The sequence below is a fragment of the Streptomyces sp. NPDC048383 genome, assembly GCF_040651775.1.
Lineage (GTDB): Bacteria > Actinomycetota > Actinomycetes > Streptomycetales > Streptomycetaceae > Streptomyces.
Genome location: NZ_JBEZKS010000005.1, coordinates 41,192 through 58,239 on the forward strand (window position 1 = coordinate 41,192; position 17,048 = coordinate 58,239).

At 69.4% G+C, this 17,048-nt stretch carries 11 protein-coding genes; 3 read left to right on the forward strand and 8 right to left on the reverse strand.

The window, feature by feature from the left end; all coding sequences use genetic code 11:
• Positions 1-24 precede the first annotated feature (24 nt).
• Complete coding sequence (locus AB0D46_RS05880) at positions 25-1,200, forward strand: sensor histidine kinase (protein ID WP_362876028.1); 1,176 nt, start codon at positions 25-27, stop codon at positions 1,198-1,200.
• Positions 1,197-1,868 carry a response regulator transcription factor gene (locus AB0D46_RS05885; RefSeq protein WP_362876029.1) on the forward strand — a complete coding sequence of 224 codons (672 nt, stop codon included), beginning with the start codon at positions 1,197-1,199 and terminating at the stop codon, positions 1,866-1,868. The genes AB0D46_RS05880 and AB0D46_RS05885 overlap by 4 nt, the downstream gene beginning before the upstream one ends.
• Positions 1,869-2,049: 181 nt before the next feature.
• Here the strand turns inward: AB0D46_RS05885 and AB0D46_RS05890 are convergent, their stop codons facing one another.
• The 4 genes from AB0D46_RS05890 to AB0D46_RS05905 all read right to left on the reverse strand — a co-directional run bounded on the left by AB0D46_RS05890 (position 2,050) and on the right by AB0D46_RS05905 (position 10,715).
• Positions 2,050-4,536 (reverse strand): glycoside hydrolase family 3 C-terminal domain-containing protein, encoded by a 2,487-nt coding sequence (locus AB0D46_RS05890; protein WP_362876153.1) that lies wholly within the window; start codon positions 4,534-4,536, stop codon positions 2,050-2,052.
• A gap of 179 nt (positions 4,537-4,715) precedes the next feature.
• Positions 4,716-5,801, reverse strand: coding sequence for a DUF1996 domain-containing protein (locus tag AB0D46_RS05895; RefSeq protein WP_362876030.1), 1,086 nt, complete (start codon positions 5,799-5,801; stop codon positions 4,716-4,718).
• 186 nt (positions 5,802-5,987) lie between these two features.
• On the reverse strand, positions 5,988-8,168 hold the full coding sequence (locus tag AB0D46_RS05900) for a discoidin domain-containing protein (RefSeq protein ID WP_362876031.1): 2,181 nt from the start codon (positions 8,166-8,168) through the stop codon (positions 5,988-5,990).
• 342 nt (positions 8,169-8,510) lie between these two features.
• Positions 8,511-10,715 (reverse strand): discoidin domain-containing protein, encoded by a 2,205-nt coding sequence (locus AB0D46_RS05905; RefSeq protein ID WP_362876032.1) that lies wholly within the window; start codon positions 10,713-10,715, stop codon positions 8,511-8,513.
• A 371-nt stretch (positions 10,716-11,086) separates the two neighbouring features.
• Between AB0D46_RS05905 and AB0D46_RS05910 the strand changes: the two genes are divergently transcribed.
• Complete coding sequence (locus AB0D46_RS05910) at positions 11,087-12,106, forward strand: LacI family DNA-binding transcriptional regulator (protein ID WP_362876033.1); 1,020 nt, start codon at positions 11,087-11,089, stop codon at positions 12,104-12,106.
• Positions 12,107-12,436: 330 nt separating this feature from the next.
• Here the strand turns inward: AB0D46_RS05910 and AB0D46_RS05915 are convergent, their stop codons facing one another.
• The 4 genes from AB0D46_RS05915 to AB0D46_RS05930 are packed head-to-tail and all read right to left on the reverse strand — an operon-like array spanning position 12,437 to position 17,022.
• Positions 12,437-13,792 (reverse strand): GH1 family beta-glucosidase, encoded by a 1,356-nt coding sequence (locus tag AB0D46_RS05915; RefSeq protein WP_362876034.1) that lies wholly within the window; start codon positions 13,790-13,792, stop codon positions 12,437-12,439.
• A gap of 33 nt (positions 13,793-13,825) precedes the next feature.
• The gene (locus AB0D46_RS05920) at positions 13,826-14,665 is read right to left on the reverse strand and encodes a carbohydrate ABC transporter permease (RefSeq protein ID WP_362876154.1); all 840 of its coding nucleotides are present in this window, start codon (positions 14,663-14,665) and stop codon (positions 13,826-13,828) included.
• A gap of 31 nt (positions 14,666-14,696) precedes the next feature.
• On the reverse strand, positions 14,697-15,692 hold the full coding sequence (locus AB0D46_RS05925; protein ID WP_362876035.1) for a sugar ABC transporter permease: 996 nt from the start codon (positions 15,690-15,692) through the stop codon (positions 14,697-14,699).
• 13 nt (positions 15,693-15,705) lie between these two features.
• Complete coding sequence (locus tag AB0D46_RS05930) at positions 15,706-17,022, reverse strand: extracellular solute-binding protein (RefSeq protein WP_362876036.1); 1,317 nt, start codon at positions 17,020-17,022, stop codon at positions 15,706-15,708.
• Positions 17,023-17,048 lie beyond the last annotated feature (26 nt).

The following is a 17,048-nucleotide window of genomic DNA, read 5'->3' on the forward strand; positions in this document are numbered from 1 at the left end:
CCGCCTCGAGAGGGCACACCGCCGATGACGAAAGCCAAGGTCATGGCCTGGGTGGGGGGTGTTCTGTACGTCCTCGCGGTGGGTCTGCTCATAGGAGGCGCGCCGCGGGCTTCTGGCACGGTCCATGGCATCGGAGCACTGCTGGCGGCGAGCCTGCTCGTCGGTGTCCTACGACGCAGGCCGGTCCTGGCCCTGACCATGACGCTCCTCGGGTCCACGGCCGTGGTGGTGGGTCCCCCGAGCTCCGCCGGTGTGGACCTGTCGGCTTCGTACCAGGGCGAGTTCCTGTCGTATCTGGCGGTGGACCTCGTCCTGGGCTTCATCGTCGCCACCCGCGCGCGGCGGGTTTCGACCGTCGCCGCGGCCACCTCCCTCGCCGTCCAGCTCCTGCTCGTCGGCGGCTTCGCGCACGGCGACAGCCTGACCGTCAACCTCGTGATCGCCCTCCTGGCGATGGTCACGGCCTGCACGGCCGGTCTGCTGAGCCGCGAGCGCCGTGAGCACGCGGTGGCGCTGCGAGCACAGGAGGTGGGCGAGGCCGTCGTCGCCGAACGGTTGCGGATCGCACGGGAGTTGCACGACATGGTCGCGCACAGCATCGGCATCATCGCCATCCAGGCCGGGGTGGGAAGCCGGGTCATCGGGACCCAGCCCGAGGAGGCCCGCGAGGCTCTGCGAGCCATCGAAGCCACCAGCAGAGAGACCTTGTCGGGCCTTCGGCGCACGTTGGTGGCACTCCGTCAGGCAGACCCGGACGCGGAGGCTTCGGGGCGGGCACCGCTCTCGCCTTCGCCCGGTCTGGCGGACCTCGAACGGCTGGCGGATGCGACGGCGGACGCCGGCGTACGGGTCGACGTGCGCCGCGGCGGGGAACAGCGCCCGCTGCCGGCCGACATCGATCTGTCGGCCTACCGTATCGTCCAGGAGGCGCTGACCAATGTGGTCCGCCACGCGGGCACCGGACACTGCCGGGTGAGCATCGAGTACGGGGACGGGGAACTATCCGTGGAAATCGTCGACGACGGGCGCGGCGCCACCGAGGACGGCCCGGCCCACGGCTTCGGCATCGTGGGTATGCGCGAGCGGGTCGCTCTGCTGCACGGCCGCCTCATAGCCGGGCCGCGTCCCGAAGGCGGCTTCCGGGTTGCGGCGCGGCTGCCCCTGCCCGACCCCTCCGGAGTTCCGGTGGAGGCCCGATGACCGGCAGTCCCGTACGCGTCCTGCTCGTCGACGACCAACCGCTGGTGCGGTCCGGCCTGCGCGTGATCATGGCCGACCACCCCGACCTGGAGGTCGTCGGTGAGGCGTCCACCGGCGCCGAGGCGGTCCAACTGGCTGGGGACATATACCCCGACGTCGTGGTGATGGACATCCGAATGCCCGGCATGGACGGGATCGAGGCTACTCGACTGATCACCGCCGGTCCGGCGACCGCCCGCGTCCTCGTCCTGACCACCTTCGACGAGGACGACCACGTCTACGGTGCGCTCCGGGCCGGAGCGAGCGGCTTCATGGTGAAGGACATGGCGCTCGACGACATCCTCGCGGCGATCCGCGTGGTCGCCGCCGGCGACGCGCTGATCGCCCCGGGTGTCACGCGCCGTCTGATCGCGGAGTTCGCCAGGCGCCCCGAAGCCGCCCCGGCACGCTCCCCACGGCTGGTCGAGGGCATCACCGAGCGAGAACGGGAAGTCCTGACTCTCATCGGGCGCGGCCGGTCGAACACCGAGATCGCTGAGGACCTCTTCATCACGGTGGCCACCGCCAAGTCGCATGTCTCCCGCCTGCTCACCAAGTTGGGCGCCCGGGACCGGGTCCAGCTCGTGATCACCGCCTACGAGATGGGGCTCGTCACGCTGCCCGCTTGAGAGCCTCTGACACCGTTTCCTGGTCCGTTCGTCGCACAACCCTGCCGCCGCTCAGGACGGGATGTCGTCGCGGGGCTCCGGGCGGCCAAGTTCTTTGAGCCGCCAGGCGGCGACAGCACGGCCATACCCGGAACCCCTGGGCTTCCCCGATCCTACGAATGACCGGATTCGGCCCGCTTGTTTACAGGCTGGACAGGATCTGTCGGCTGTCGCCCCTCCTCTCGACCCTCGTGTCACTCCGTCCCCGAAGGGGCAGAGCCCCTTTCCATACCAGGTCGTCGGCCGAGCGACCCACCATGATCTGGTAGGCCCCGGGCTCCGTGATCCAAGCCCTCTCGGCTTCGGACCAGGTTCGCAGGGCGTGCGCCGGGACCTTCACAAGGGCGGTCACCGAAGCGCCGGGTTCCGCGTGTACCGCGGCGTAGCCGGCGAACCAGCGGACGGGACGCTCGATGGTGGATTGCGGACGGGCGAGGTATACCTGCACGACCTCCCGGCCTGGCCGGCTGCCCGTGTTGCGTACTTGTACGCGGACCGTGAATGGTGAGTCTTCCACTGCTTCGTCCGGGGCCTGCACCGCCCCGTACTCCCAGGTGGTGTAGCCCAGGCCGTGACCGAACCAGTAGGCGGGCTCCCTGCCGGTGAGCAGCCAAGCCCGGTGGCCGATGTGCACGCCTTCGCCGTATGCGAGAAGGCCGTCGACCGGATGGGCGTGGCTGACGGGTGCGTCGGCCAAGGCGGCTGCCCAGGTGGTGGGAAGACGGCCGCCGGGCTCGGCGTCTCCGAACAGGACGTCGGCGAGCCCGGCTCCGGCTTCCTGGCCGGGAAACCAGGTGAGCAACAGCGCGCCCACCTCGTCGTGCCAGGGCAGTTCGACGGGGCCGCCGCTGTTGACCACGGCGATGGTGCGCCGGTTGACGGCCGCCACGGCGCGGACCAGCGCGTCCTGGTGGCCGCCCAGGGAGAGGTCACTGCGGTCGTGGCCCTCGGTTTCGGTGTGCTCGGTGGTGCCGACGACCACGATCACGACGTCCGCGTCGCGTGCCGCCCGTACCGCCTCGGCAAGGGCGTCCGCTGGTTCGGGCTCCGGGGGTGCCGCCGCCACGATCGTGGCGCGCCCGGCTCCCGGGACCAGCTGACGCCGAGCCGTCAGGAGAACGGGTTCCGGCGTGTCCAGGGTCGCCCGCGCCGTGTGGCGGGGCGGGTTCACATGGACGATGGCCGGGTCGTCGGTGGTGCACGGGAACTCGCCGTCCAGTACGGTCCGATCGCCGAGAGTGAGGCTCATGCGGCCGAAGCCGGCGATGGCGAAGGTCCACTCCCCCGTCGTCGGAGGCCGGATGAGCGCGCTGATCTCCACGGTGCGTGCGGAGGGACCCACGGGCGGCTCCAGCTGCGTCCCCGACAGCCGGTGCTCCGCGTGGAGCTCTTGGCCCGCCTCGTCCAGCAGGCGCAGCAGCACACCTGGCTCCCCCGACCGCGGGTCGCTGCACCAGCGGGTGCCGAGAGGCATGGGGGGAACGCCCAGTCCCGGACCCGGTACATGCACGACCTGGGCCAGGCCGTCCAGCCGGGCGCGGATCCCGTCGAGGGGAGTGACCACGCGCGAGGGGAAGACCCCCGCACTGCCGCCGCCCTGCACCCTCGGGGAGGCGGCGTGCACGCCGATGACGGCGACCTTCGCCAACGACGCCGGGTCGAGCGGGAGCACCTCCCGGTTGGTCAGCAGGACGCATCCGGCGGCCACCGTACGGCGCAGCAGCGCCCGCGTGTCGTCCGGCCCGAACACCGCGGTGCGCGGGCGCCGGTCCGGTTCGAGCGCGCCCACGCGGCCGGCCAGCCGCAGCAGGCGCCGCACCTTCTCGTCGATGGCTTCGTCGGGGACGTGGCCGTCCTGCACGGCCCGGACGAGTGAGGCTTCCCAGGGGCCCTGCGGTCCCGGCATCGCCAGGTCGAGTGCGGCGAGCGCTGGTTCCCGGGTCGAGCGCAGGGCGCCCCAGTCGGAGACCACCACCCCGTCGAAGCCCCAGTCGCCCTTGAGGGGGTCGGCGAGCAACGGACTGGCGGTCATGGTCGCGCCGTTCACGCCGTTGTAGCCGGCCATGACGAGCCATACGCCCGCCTCGACGGCGGCCTTGAACGGAGCCAGATACACCTCGCGCAGCACTTGCTCGGAGACCCGTACGTCCACGTGCATGCGGCCGGTTTCGGAGTCGTTGGCCACATAGTGTTTGGCCGTGGCCGCGACCCCGGCCGCCTGGATGCCACGGATCAGGGCCGCGCCCGTACGACCCGTCAGTACGGGGTCCTCCGAGAAGCACTCGAAGTGCCGGCCGCCCAGGGGGGTGCGGTGCAGGTTGAGCGTCGGCGCGAGGACGACGTCCACGCCCTTGCGGACCGCCTCCGAGGCGAGCAGACCCCCCAGCTCCTCGATCAGGCCCTCGTCCCACAGCGCGCCGATCGCGGAAGCGGAAGGCAGCAGTGCGGAGGTGAGCCGCTCGTCCCAGGCCTCTCCCCGCACCCCGGCGGGGCCGTCGGAGGTCACCATCTCGCGCAGGCCGATGGTCGGTTCGCCAGCTGTCCGCCACGTCGTGGCCCCGGACAGCAGCCGCACCTTCTGCACCAGATCGAGCTCCTCCAGCAGTCGATCGATCATCTCCTCGCCCATCCCCACCCCATCCGACGTCATCCGCTCCTCACCTGTGGGAGAGCGCTCTCCCAAGCTTTGGTGTACCCGGTACCGGAGTCAAGCGTCCTTGGAGGGCGAATCTGCGACAAAAGAGAAGGCCCCGGCCCGCCCCGTCGTGAAGACGGGGCGGGCCGGGCCGGTACGGAGGGCCGACTGGGTCAGGGCAGTCGGTACTCCGCGTTCAGCGCGGCACCGCGTTCGGGGCGGTACAGGTCGAAGCCGCGCGGGTCGCACTGCAGGCCGCCGACGATGCAGTGGTCGACGAGGGCCTTGAGCGTGCGCTCCTCCCAGGCGTTGAAGAAGTCGTAGTGGAAGGAGTAGCCGCGGCCGCTGGCGAGGCGGACCTGGGACATGTCGCCGTTGACCGGCCACGCCATCTTGAACTCGATCATCGGCAGGGCGACCGGGTGGGAGGCCGGGCACATGTTGTCGTTGGTGCCGGGCTTGACGACCGTGTACGACATGTGGCTTTGGTGGTCAGGGGTGTCGAGGTACTTGCCGTCCCAGCAGCTGGGCGCCTGGAAGCGGAGGTTGAGCTGCACGTCGGGCCGGTTCGGACAGCTCGCCGGGATGTCGGTGTTGAAGAAGCTGTCGCCGCATTCCCAGCCCTCGACGAAGCCCTTGTGCGCGCGGAACTGCTGGGCGGTCTGCATCGGGTTGCCGACGACGAACCGCAGGCCTTTGGGGAAGGGGCGCACGCTGGTGTAGTCGGTGACGCCGGCCTTGTAGTAGATCACCTGCGGTCCGGTGGGCAGGATCTTCTGGTCGCCCTTGAACAGCGAGGGCATCCAGTACGCGGACGCGTCGGCGGGCGCCTTGCACGCGGTCGCACCGCCGTACAGCGAATCGGTGGTGCTGTTCGCGTTGGTGGAGGTGTTGCCCATGAACGTGTGGTCGTGGGACCTGCCGGCCTGGCCCGGGTAGACGATCGGGTCGTCCGGCGCGGTGTGCGTGACCGAGCAGCCGGCCTGGAACTCGTGGTGGTAGGCGGGCGGCGGCGTCCGGTCGGACGGGGTGACACCGGTGACCTGCGGGACCGCCGGGATGTAGCCGTCCCCGTCGGCGTCGTCACCCGACGCCTGGAGGGAGACGGCCATCGTGTGTCCGCTGTGTGAAGCGGCGGACGAGGAGGGGGCCGAGCCGGCGGGATCCGCTGCGTTGGCGATCGCGCCGACGCCCAGGAGGCCGGCGACGAGGGCGGTGCCGACGAGGAACGCGGAAAGCCGTTTGGGACGTGCTGTCATGAAAGTCTCCTGCCGTTCTTGTGACGGTGGGTGGGAGGGGCGACGCTCGTGGGCGGGTGGCGGGAAGCGGCTCGTTTCCCGCCACCCGCTCTCCGGCCGCCACCGGGAGGCCGGAGAGTCACGGGGCGCCAGCCCCTCAAGGACGGTCGGACCTGGCCAGGGTCGCGACGTCACCCGGTCGGCCGGTCAGCTGTAGATGCCGAACTCGTGCAGGGAGTAGCCCCAGCCGGTGCCGCGCGCGGTCAGGTGCAGCCGCACGTGGCGGGCGTTCGCCGACACGTTGATCGTGTCGATGTCACCGTTGGCGGTCGTGGTGGTGTGGACCGTGCGCCAGTTGGTGCCGTCGTCGGAGAGCTGCACTTCGTAGGACTTGGCGTAGGCGGGGTCCCAGACCAGCTGCAGGGTGCGGATCGCCCTGGAGGCTTGGAGGTCGACGCTGATCCACTGGGGGTCGCTCCAGTCGCTGGCCCAGCGGGTGGTGGTGTTGCCGTCGGTGGCGTTGCCGGCGGGGCAGGGACAGTCGCCGTAGGAGGCCTGCGAGGAGGAAGCGGTGGCGGGCTTGTTCAGGGCGATGTTGGTGCCGCTGACGGGCGGGGCGACGACCTTGACGGACTTGGTCTCGATGCCCGCGTTGCCGCGCCCGTCCTCGGCCTGGATGTACACCTTCCACACGCCGAGCTTCTCGGGAGCGGTGACCGCGAAGGTCCCGTTGCCCGTGGAGCGCCACTGGGCCTCGACCAGGCGCTTGTCGCCGTTCGCGTAGTTGCCGCTGAGGAAGACCTTGTACGTCAGGGGGTCGTTCTGCGGGTCACTGATGTTGGCGCGGACGGTGAACTCGCCGCCGGCCGGGGCGTTGGAGGCCTGGTCGACGACCATGTTGCTGATGACCGGAGGGGTGTTGTCGCCCGCGGTCGAGCCGGTGTACGCCTTCTTCACGGCGTAGTACGACAGCCGCTTGAGCCCGTCGGGCAGCAGGTTGAACCAGATGCCCCCGAAATCGTGCTCGACGCCGTAGTGGAACATCGTCGCGCCCAGGGCGACGCCCTGGTGCCCCGTGATGCAGTTCCAGGCGGTGGTGTAACCCTCCGCGGTCTGGACGTCGGTCTTCTGCTCGGGAACGCCGTTTCCGTCGTTCGGCACCTCCCATTCACCGGCCGGGCCCGTCTCGGTGATGATGTAGGGCTTGTCGTAGCCGCCGTCCACCCAGTCCTGCTTGACCCCGCAGATGTCGCCGTAGGCGTTCATCGAGTACAGGTCGAGGTCCGGGGCGTTGCGCTTGTAGTACGGCCACGCCCCCGTCCAGGCGTCGGTCGAGGTGACCGGGTGGTCCGGGTCGATCGTGTGGATCTTCTTGGCGACATCGTTCACGAACGTCGTGTAGGCGTTGCGCTGCGCCTCCAGCTCGGTGCCGCTGTAGCAGTTCTGCAGGCCGAGCACGGACTCGTTGCCCACGTTCCACATGAGCGTCGCCGGGTGCGACTTGTAGGTGTCCACCCACTTCGCGAACTCGGTCAGCATGTTGCTCTTGTACGCGGCGTCGGTCACGTAGTTGACGCAGCCGCCGGAGCCGGGACCGCCGCCCGGCTGCAGCCAGAAGCCGTTCATGACGCGGATGCCGTTCGCCGCGGCCGTGTCGAGCAGGGGCTTGCTCGACGCGTCGGTGCCCCAGGTGCGGATGGTGTTGACGCCCATCGACTTCACGTCGGGCATGTACTTCGAAGCCTCAGCGAAGGACGGACCCCACGTCAGGCCCTTGACGGTGTAGGGCTGTCCGCCGACGGTCAGCTGCCAGTTGCCCTGGGAGCCGGCCACGCGCACCGCGCCCTTGACGGGGGGTTCCTCCGAGGTGGTGCCGAAGACCTGGAACTCCCAGAGGGAGTAGCCGTAGCCACCGGAGCGGACCAGGCCGTTCATCCGTACGTAGCGGCCGCTGCCGGAGACGGCGATCTCGTCGGTGCCGCCGTCGCTGCCCGTGACGGACTTGGCGGTGCGCCAGTTCGTCCCGTCGTCCGAGACCTGGATGTCGTAGTTCTTGCCGAACGCGCCCTCCCAGGTGAGGACGACACGGCTCAGGTTGCGGCTCGCGCCGAGGTCGACCTGGATCCATTCGGCGTCGCGCCACTGGCTGGCCCAGCGGGTGCCGGTGAGGTTCCCGTCGAACGCGGCGGCCGCGGAATAGGCCTCGCCCTCGCTCGAAGAGGCGGTGGCCGTCTTCCCCTGGGAGAGCAGGGTTTCGGCGGCGACCGCGGTGGGGGCGGTGGCCAGGGCGAGTGACGACGCGAGGAGCGCGCCCAGGGTGACGAGGGCGGCCGCTCCGCGCGTGCGGCGGCGGGGTGGGGTGCCGGTGGAGGGGGGATGGGGGAACATTGCGGCTCCTGATGTCAATGGCGGTGGGGACTGACCAGCTCTCCCGTGGGGGCGCCTCGCCCGCGCGACGGCGCTCCCTGTGTCATCGGGCACGGCCCTGCCAGGTGCTCGCGCCTCGCCCCGGCCGGGAATGCCGGGCTGGTCGGTGTGGGCTCTGGGCCCCCTGGGCCGGGGCGGGGAGACCGGTTCGCCCGGCCCAGGGGGAGAGCTCGCCTCCGTCGGGTCAGCGGAGGCCGGTCGAGCGGTGGTACCCCCGGGCCTCGGCGGCAGGGCGCAAACCGGGCCCGGGGAGTGCGGCCCGGCTCCGGCGGGTCACCGGAGCCGGTGGGCAGGGACGGCGGCTCAGGGGTACGAGACGACCGTCGAGGGAACCGTCGAGGTGCCGGCCGGGACCGTGGACGCCCCGGTTTGGTTGATGACGTGCTCGTAGTGGCCGTTGCCGCCGAGCGACACGGTCAGGAGGCTGTGGAACTTGACCCCCGGCTTGACGGGAGCCTTGAACCCGTGGTCCTGGATGATCGTCGGATCGACGTTGTAGTTGCTGTAGGAGCCCAGGCCCCAGGCTTCGTGGGTATTGACGGAGTCGTCCACCCGGTAGGCGGCGTAGCCGCGGGTGCTGCCGTTCTGGATGGCGGCCTGGTTGGGGGCGTCGTACGCCTTCTCGTTCTGGTAGAAGACCGTCTTTCCGCGCTCGCCGAACCACTCCACGTCGTACTTGTTGAAGTGCTCGACGAACAGGCCCGTGGCCAGCACGTCGTCACCGTTCACCCGCACCCCGTAGTCGGCGCGGTTGGTCTCCCAGCCCACGCCCTCACCGTGGTCGGCACGCCACACCCAGGTGTGGTCGACGATGGTGTCGTCGCTGTTGACGACCACGCTGGTCGTCGCCTTGCCGGCGCCCGCCCCGCCGACGCGGATGTAGACGTCCTGCACGGTGGTGGGGTTGGCGGCGTGGTCGGCGGAGGAGTTCTGCGGTCCGAGCTCCAGCAGGGTCGGCGAGTTGACCGGCCCGGCATCGATCAGGAAGCCGGCGAGCCGGACGCCGTCCACGTCGGCGACCTTCATCGCGGTCACCCCGTTGTCCGGGATGATCGTGGCGAGGCCGAGGCCGAGCACGATGGTGTTCGCGCGGTTCACGTTGATGGTCCGGTCGACGTGGTAGACGCCGGGCGTGAACAGCAGGTTCAGGCCCTGGGTCAGCGCCTGGTTGATCGTGGCGGCGGTGGTGCCGGGCTTGACCACGTAGAACTTGCTCAGCGGGACGGACTCGCCCTGCGGCGTGCCGTTGGCCCAGCTGGTTCCGCGGGCATTCGTGCGCTTGGCCGGCGCGAACACTTTGTACTCGTCGCCGTCGAGGTAGAGGTAGGGCTTCTCGCGGGAGACGGGCGTGGTGTCGAGCGTGGTGTAACGGGGCTCGGGGAATCCGTTGGCCGGAGCGCCCTCTACGCCGGAGAAGGTCTGGTTCCACACGCTGTTGGACCAGCCGCCGATGGAGCTGTCCCGGGTGTACCACTGCTGCTGCGAGTAGTTGCCGACCTGGCCGTCGACCTTGGAGTCGGCGATGTAGCCGCCGCTGGCCCAGCCGTAGCCGTTCGGCGCCAGGTTGAGCGCGCCCTTGACGTGCATGCGGCGGAAGGAGGACGCCTGCGAGACCGCCCACCGGTTGGTGCCGCTGACCGGGTTCACGGTCAGACCCTCCGCACCGCGCCAGAAGTTCTGCGTCGCGTTGCCGTTGAACCAGCCCGCATCGACCGTCACGTCACCGTTGATGGTGGTGTCGCCCGGGCGCAGTCCAAGACCGGCGATCTGGGTGTAGAAACCGATCTGGGCGTTGAGGTTGTCGTACGTACCGGGCTTGAGGAGGAAGGCGTGCCGGCCACTGCCGAACTGCGCCGACTCCTGCTCCTGGAAGACCTGGTCCAGCTTGTCCTGGATGCCGGGGGTCGACGGATCCACGACGTGCACGTTCGCGCCGAGGTCGCCGCCGCCCGGCAGGGCCGGGCCAGTGCCTCCGCCACCGGTGCCGAACACCTGGAACTCCCAGAGCGAGTAGCCGTAGCCGGTTGCACGGGTGACGCCCTGCATACGGACGTAGCGGGCGGCCCCGGTGATGTTGACGGTTTCGGTGCCGCCGGGCCCGCTGGTCGTGGAGTAGGCCGTGGTCCAGTCGGTGCCGTTGGTCGACAGCTCGATCCGGTAGGCCTTGGCGTAGGCGGCCTCCCACTGCAGGACGACCTTGCTCAGCTCGGTCGCGGCGCCGAGGTCGACCTGCAGCCACTGGGCGTCGGAGGCGGCGCTGGACCAGCGCGAGCCGTTGTCGCCGTCTACGGCGTCGGCCGCCGGGGTGCCGTGGTGCTCCTGACTGGAAGCCGTCACCGGCTTCCCCTGCGAGAGCAGCGCCGGCTCGGCCGAGGCCGCAGGGGACGACGGTGCCAGCGCGAGCAGAGTGCCGAAGAGCGCGGTCGTGACCACCCCGGCGATCCCCCTCCGGGTGGACACGGGACGTCGTCTGCGTGGCGACGCGTCGACAGGTATGCCAGTAGGCATTGATGCTCCTTAACGAACCTGAAACGGGAGAGCGCTCTCCAGACCTTGCCCGTAACGCAATCGACCGGTCAAGGTGCTTGCCGCCTTTTCTTTAGTCTTTCATTAAGTTCCGAGGCCGGAGGGGGTGAGTACGTGGGGCGCAAGCGGCGGATCGTCCGAAGCTCGAGTGGTCAGCGCGCGCGATTCCCTCACAGCCCGTCATAATCCTTTGACGGTGCGCGAGTTCGGGGCTGAGGTGGGCTCTGCGGACGTATGCGCGTGATCCCGTACGGCGGGCTGCCGGACACCTGCTGCCGCCGGGGCGGGGTCGGGGTCGGCGTGCTTCGTGGGACCGGGCCGCCGCGAAGGGGCGGCGCGTTAGGGTTCTGGGTATGAGCAGATGGGGCCCAACGCTGGAGGACGTGGCGCGCACGGCGGGGGTGTCCCGGGCAACGGTGTCGCGGGTGGTCAACGGGACGCGCAACGTGGATCCCGACATCCAGGAACTCGTCCGTCGCGCTGTCGAGCAGACCGGGTACAGGCCCAACCGGGCAGCCCGGTCCCTGGTGACCCGGCGGACGGAGACGGTTGCGCTGATCATCTCCGGCGCCGGGGACACCTTCGCCTCGCGCGTCTTCGCCGACCCGTTCTTCGGACGGGTGGTCAGCGGGGCCATGGGGTACCTGCGGGCGCACGCGATGCACCCGGTCATCCTGGTCGCCGAGTCCGGGGCCGCCAGGGAACAGGCGGTGGAATACCTGGGCCAGGGCGCTGCTGATGGCGCGCTGGTGGTGTCGATCCAGGCCGGCGATCCCCTGCCCGCGATGCTCGTCGCCGCACGGATCCCCGTGGTGCTCTTCGCCCGTCCTGACCCCGAGCAGGCAGTCAGCTACGTCGATCTCGCCCACGCTGACGGAGGTCGGCTGGCCGCCGAGCACCTCCTGGCCCGCGGCTGCCGGCGGATCGCGATGATCTCCGCTCCCCAGTCGATCCCGGCGGCCAAGGACCGGCTCGACGGGTTTTGTGGGGCTCTGGCCTCGGCCGGGATCACCGAGGTTCCGGTGGCCGAGGGAACCTTCACGGTGGATAGCGGCGCGGCGGCCATGGCCCAGCTGTTGATCCAGCATCCGGACGTGGACGCGGTGTTCGCCGCGAACGACCTCATGGCCCAGGGCGCTTGCCAGGTCCTGCGCGAACAGGGCAAGCGGGTACCAGAGGACGTCGCCGTCATCGGGTTCGACGACTCGAGCGTAGCTGCGACGTGCCGCCCCGCCCTGACCACGGTCCGCCAGCCCGTCGAGAGAATGGCCGCGGAGATGGCACGCCTCTTGGCGGAGCACATCCAGCGCCCACGCACGGAACCCGCCTCTATCGTCTTCGAGGCCGAACTGGTGATACGCGACTCGGCCTGAACCGTTTCGCTTGGCGAAGCAAGGTGCCTGCCCGGTACCGCACGCTTGGCGAAGCAAGGTCCCACTTGAATGGTGGACCTGCGGGAAGGCCTCCTCGGCGGGCAGGAGCCGCCGAGTACCACCGCTTCGAGCACCCGGACCACGGCGGCCACGAGTCGGCGCGCAACAACCCGAAGTGGCGCCCCTGAACAGGTCGACGGGGCCGCCCCGTGGTGCCCCGGGGAAAAGGCCGGACGCTCGGCCGGGTGTCCCGGCCGAGCGTTCCGCGTGGGTGAGGATCGCCGACCGCGCCTCGACGGCGAAAGCCGATCGGGACCGGCTCGGCGCCGGTTACGCGTGGAGTTCGCGGTGGCTGCGGAGGATGTCCGCGTAGCGACCGCCGCTGGTCTTCACGGTGCGCTGCTGGGTCGCGTAGTCGACGTGTACGAGGCCGAAGCGCTTGTCGTAGCCGTAGGCCCACTCGAAGTTGTCCAGCAGGGACCAGGCGTAATAACCGGCCAGCGGAGCGCCCTGGCGCACGGCGCGGGCACAGGCCGCAAGGTGCTGCTCGAGGTAGGCGGTGCGCTCGGGGTCGTCGACCGCCCCGTCGGGTCCGACGGTGTCGGGGAACGCGGAGCCGTTCTCGGTGACGTAGAGCTTGCGCACGCCATAGTCGTTGGTGAGGCGCAGCAGCAGGGACTCGATGCCGCCCGCGTCGATCTGCCAGTCCAGGCCCGTGCGCGGTACGTCCGGGAGGCGGACTTCGCGGGCGAAGGGGACCGGGCCGGTGGCGTCGTTGGCGACGGTGGCGGGGAAGTAGTAGTTGAGGCCGTGCCAGTCGAGGGGGGCGGCGATGGTGTCGAGGTCGCCGGGGCGCTCGGGCAGCTCCACGCCGTACAGGGCCCGCATGTCGGCGGGGAAGCCGCGACCGTATACGGGGTCGAGCCACCAGCGGTTGGTGTGTCCGTCCATGCGGGCCGCGGCGGCGACATCCTCGGGGTGGTTCGTGGCGGGCACCACCGTGGAGTGGTTGGTGACGAGGCCGATCTGCGCGCCGGGTGCTGCGGCACGGAGGGCCTGGGTGGCCAGGCCGTGGCCCAGCAGGAGGTGGTAGGAGGCGCGGACGGCGGCGGTCAGGTCGGTCAGGCCGGGAGCCATGCGTCCTTCGAGGTGGCCGATCCAGCCCGAGCAGAGCGGTTCGTTGAGGGTGGCCCACTGGGTGACGCGGTCGCCGAGCCGTTCCGCGACCGCGGTGGTGTAGGTGGCGAGGTGTTCGGCGGTCTCGCGGACGGTCCAGCCGCCGCGGTCCTGCAGGGCCTGGGGGAGGTCCCAGTGGTAGAGCGTCACCGAGGGGGTGATGCCGGCTTCCAGGAGCCCGTCGATCACCTTGTCGTAGAAGTCGAGGCCACGGGCGTTGACCGGCCCGGAGCCGTCGGGGACGATGCGGGGCCAGGCGATCGACATGCGGTAGGCGTCGGTGCCGAGCTCTTTCATGAGGGCGATGTCCTGCGGCCAGCGGTGGTAGTGGTCGCAGGCCTCGTCACCGGTGTCGTCGTTGTCGACCTTGCCGGGGGTGTGGGAGAACGTGTCCCAGATGGAGGGGCCGCGACCGTCCTCCTTGACGGCTCCCTCGATCTGGTAGGCGGAGGTGGCCGTGCCCCAGGCGAAGTCCTGGGGGAAGGCGCCGAGGTCTATGGAATCGGACACAGCGAACCTTTCGAAGATCAATGGAAGGTGGGGCTACTTGACGGCGCCGGCGGTCAGCCCGGTGACGAGGTAGCGCTGGAGGAGGAGGAAGCCGCCGACCACGGGCAGGCTCACGACGAGCGAGGCGGCCATGACCTGGTTCCAGTACACGTCGTTCTGGGTCGAGTAGCCCTGCAGGCCCACCGCGAGCGTGCGGGTGGCGTCGTTGGTCATGACCGAGGCGAACAGCACTTCACCCCAGGCCGTCATGAAGGCGTAGACGGCGACGGCGACGATGCCGGGTATCGCGGCGGGCACGATGACGCGGAAGAGCGCGCCGATCGGACCGCAGCCGTCGACCTTCGCGGCCTCGTCGAGGTCCCTGGGGACCGAGTCGAAGTACCCGATCAGCATCCAGATCGAGAACGGCAGCGAGAACGTCAGGTAGGTGAGGATCAGGCCGACGCGTGAGCCGAAGAGCGCGATCCCGGTGACGTTGCCGATGTTGACGTAGATGAGGAACAGCGGCAGCAGGAACAGGATGCCGGGGAACATCTGCGTCGACAGCACCGTGACGGTGAAGACGCGCTTGCCGCGGAAGGAGTAGCGGCTGACGGCGTAGGCCGCGAAGATCGCGATGACGACGGAGAAGACGGTCGCCGCCCCGGCCACGATCAGCGAGTTCATGAAGTAGTCCCCGAGGGGAACGGTCTTCCAGATGTCGAAGTACGGCTGGACGGTCAAGCCCGAGGGGATCCACTGGAACTTCCCCGACACGTCCTGCAGCGGCTTCAGCGAACTGGAGATCATGACGTACACCGGCAGGAGGACGAAACCGGTGAGGAGCGTCAGGAACACCAGCCGGCTCACGAGGAACGACTTGGGGGGCGCCATCGGCGACCGGGACTGCACCACCTGACTGTGCTCAGGCATCGGTGGCGCTCCTTCCTCGAGAGGTGAACAGGAGGTAGAGGCCGGTTACCACGAGCAGGAACAGCAGCAGCAGGACGGACATCGCGGAACCGGTACCGAAGTTCCAGGTCTGGAACGAGGACTGGTAGATGTGGATGGAGATGAGGTCGGCAGCCGCCGGCGCCGATTTTCCGAACAGGACGAACGGCGTGTTGAAGTCGTTGAACGTCCACAGGAACAGCACCAGGATCAGGACCTGGTTGACCGGGCGCAGCGAGGGGAGCGTGATGCGGCGGATCTGCTGCCAGACGCCCGCCCCGTCCAGGGCCGCGGCCTCGTAGATCTCGCGGGGGATGTTCTGCAGGCCGGCCATCATGATGAGGAAGGCGAAGGGCCAGCCCTTCCAGACCGAGACGACCAGCAGCGTGATGAAGGCGTTGTCTCCGATGAGCCAGAACGGCGGGCTGTCGGTGAGCCCTAGCTGGTCGTGGATGACGTGGTTCACCAGGCCGTTGTCGTGCTGGAACATGAAGGCCCAGGTGATGACGGCGGCGTAGACGGGCAGCGCGTACGGCACCAGGAAGACGGTGCGCAGGATGCCCCGGCCCTTGAACGTCTCCTGCATGAAGACCGCGGCCGCCGTGCCGATCAGCCAGCACAGGCCCACGGAGAAGACGGTGAACAGGCACGTGGTGAGGAAGGAGCTCAGCAGTGCCTCGCCGACAGGTGCGTCGAAGTCGACGGTCAGGGAGTAGTTGTCCAGGCCGGCCCAGGGCGCACTGCCCCAGTCGCGGAGGTAGAACTGGGTGAGCTCCTTGAAGCTGACCACGATGCCGATGAGCATCGGGATCAGGTGGACCAGGAGCTCCAGGACGAGCGCGGGGAGCAGGAGCAGGTACGGAAGGGAGATGCGGCGGAGCCGCCCGGAGCGGCGCGTGCGGGGCGCCGCTCCGGGGTGGTTCTTCCGTACCGTCCGCTTGCCCGAACGAGGGGGGGCGGTGGTGGTCATGAGGTATCCGTGCCTACTTCTTGGGCATCTGCTGCTGGGCCTTCTCGAGCTTGGCCTTCACCGACTCCGGCGTCACCGGCCGGCCGGCGGCCGCGTCGGCGAAGAGCTCCTTGACCGCGGTGCCCACGACCGTCTCGAACTGCGACTCCTCGGGGACCTGCGGGAGGGCGGCGGCGCTCTTGGACAGGGTGTCCCGCAGGACGGTGAGACCGGGGGTGTTGAACGCCGGGTCGGACTGGGCGGACTTCACCGGCGGGATGGAGCCGTAGGCCTTGTTGAGGATCTTCTGCTCCTCGTCACCGGTCATGAAGTTCACGAACTTCGTGGCGCCGTCGATGTTCTTGGTGTTCTTGAAGACGGCCATGTTGATGCCGGCGACCATGGAGTTGGTGGAGGTGCCCTGACCCGGCGTGCCGGACTGCACGGGCGCGGGGACCACGCCCCACTCGTCCTCCTTCATGCCCTGCGCGGCGAAGGTGGCCGACGCGGTCTGCCACAGCACCATGGCGGTCTTGCCCTTGGCGAAGTCGCTCAGCGACTGGTTCTGGGAGTACTCGGCGTTGCCCTTGGCGACGATCTGCGCGTCGGCCATCAGGTCGACGTACTGCTTCACGGCCTTGACCGCACCGTCCGAGGTGAAGTCGGCCTTGCCGTCCGCGGTGAAGAAGTCCGCGCCGTGCTGCTTGCCCAGGACGAAGACCTGGTGGATGTTGTTCGACAGGTTGGAGCCCTCGACACCGAAGCCGGCCTTGCCGTCCTTGGTCAGCTGCTTGCCGGTCGCGATCAGCTCGTCCCAGGTGGCCGGCGCCTTGGTGACGCCCGCGTCGGCGAACGCCTTCTTGTTGTAGTAGAGCGCGTACGACATGGAGTACAGCGGGACGGCCGCCGGATCCTGCCCCTGGACGCCGGTGGAGCCCAGCGCCGACTCCACGAAGCGGTCCTTGCCGCCGATCTTCTCGAAGTTCTTGCTGTCCCACGGGAGGAGCGCGCCACTGGCCTGCAGCGAAGCGCTCCAGGTGTTTCCGATGTTCAGGACGTCGGGGCCCTGTCCGGAGGTGGTCGCGGTCAGGATGCGGTTGAGGAGGTCGCCCCACGGCACGACTTCCAGCTTGACCTTGATGCCCGTCTGCTTCTCGAACTTGTCGAGCTCCGGCTGGAGGACCTGCTTGTCGACCTCCAGGCTCGATCCCTGGTTGGAGGCCCAATAGGTCAACGTCTTCGGCTGCGCGTTGGACCCGCTCCCGCTGGTGGAGTCGCCGCCACAGGCGGCCGCTCCGAGGACGAGGGAGAGGGTGACGGCGCCGACCGCTGCGACTCTGATTCTGCGCATGGCTCCATGGGCCTTTCAGGAAGGAA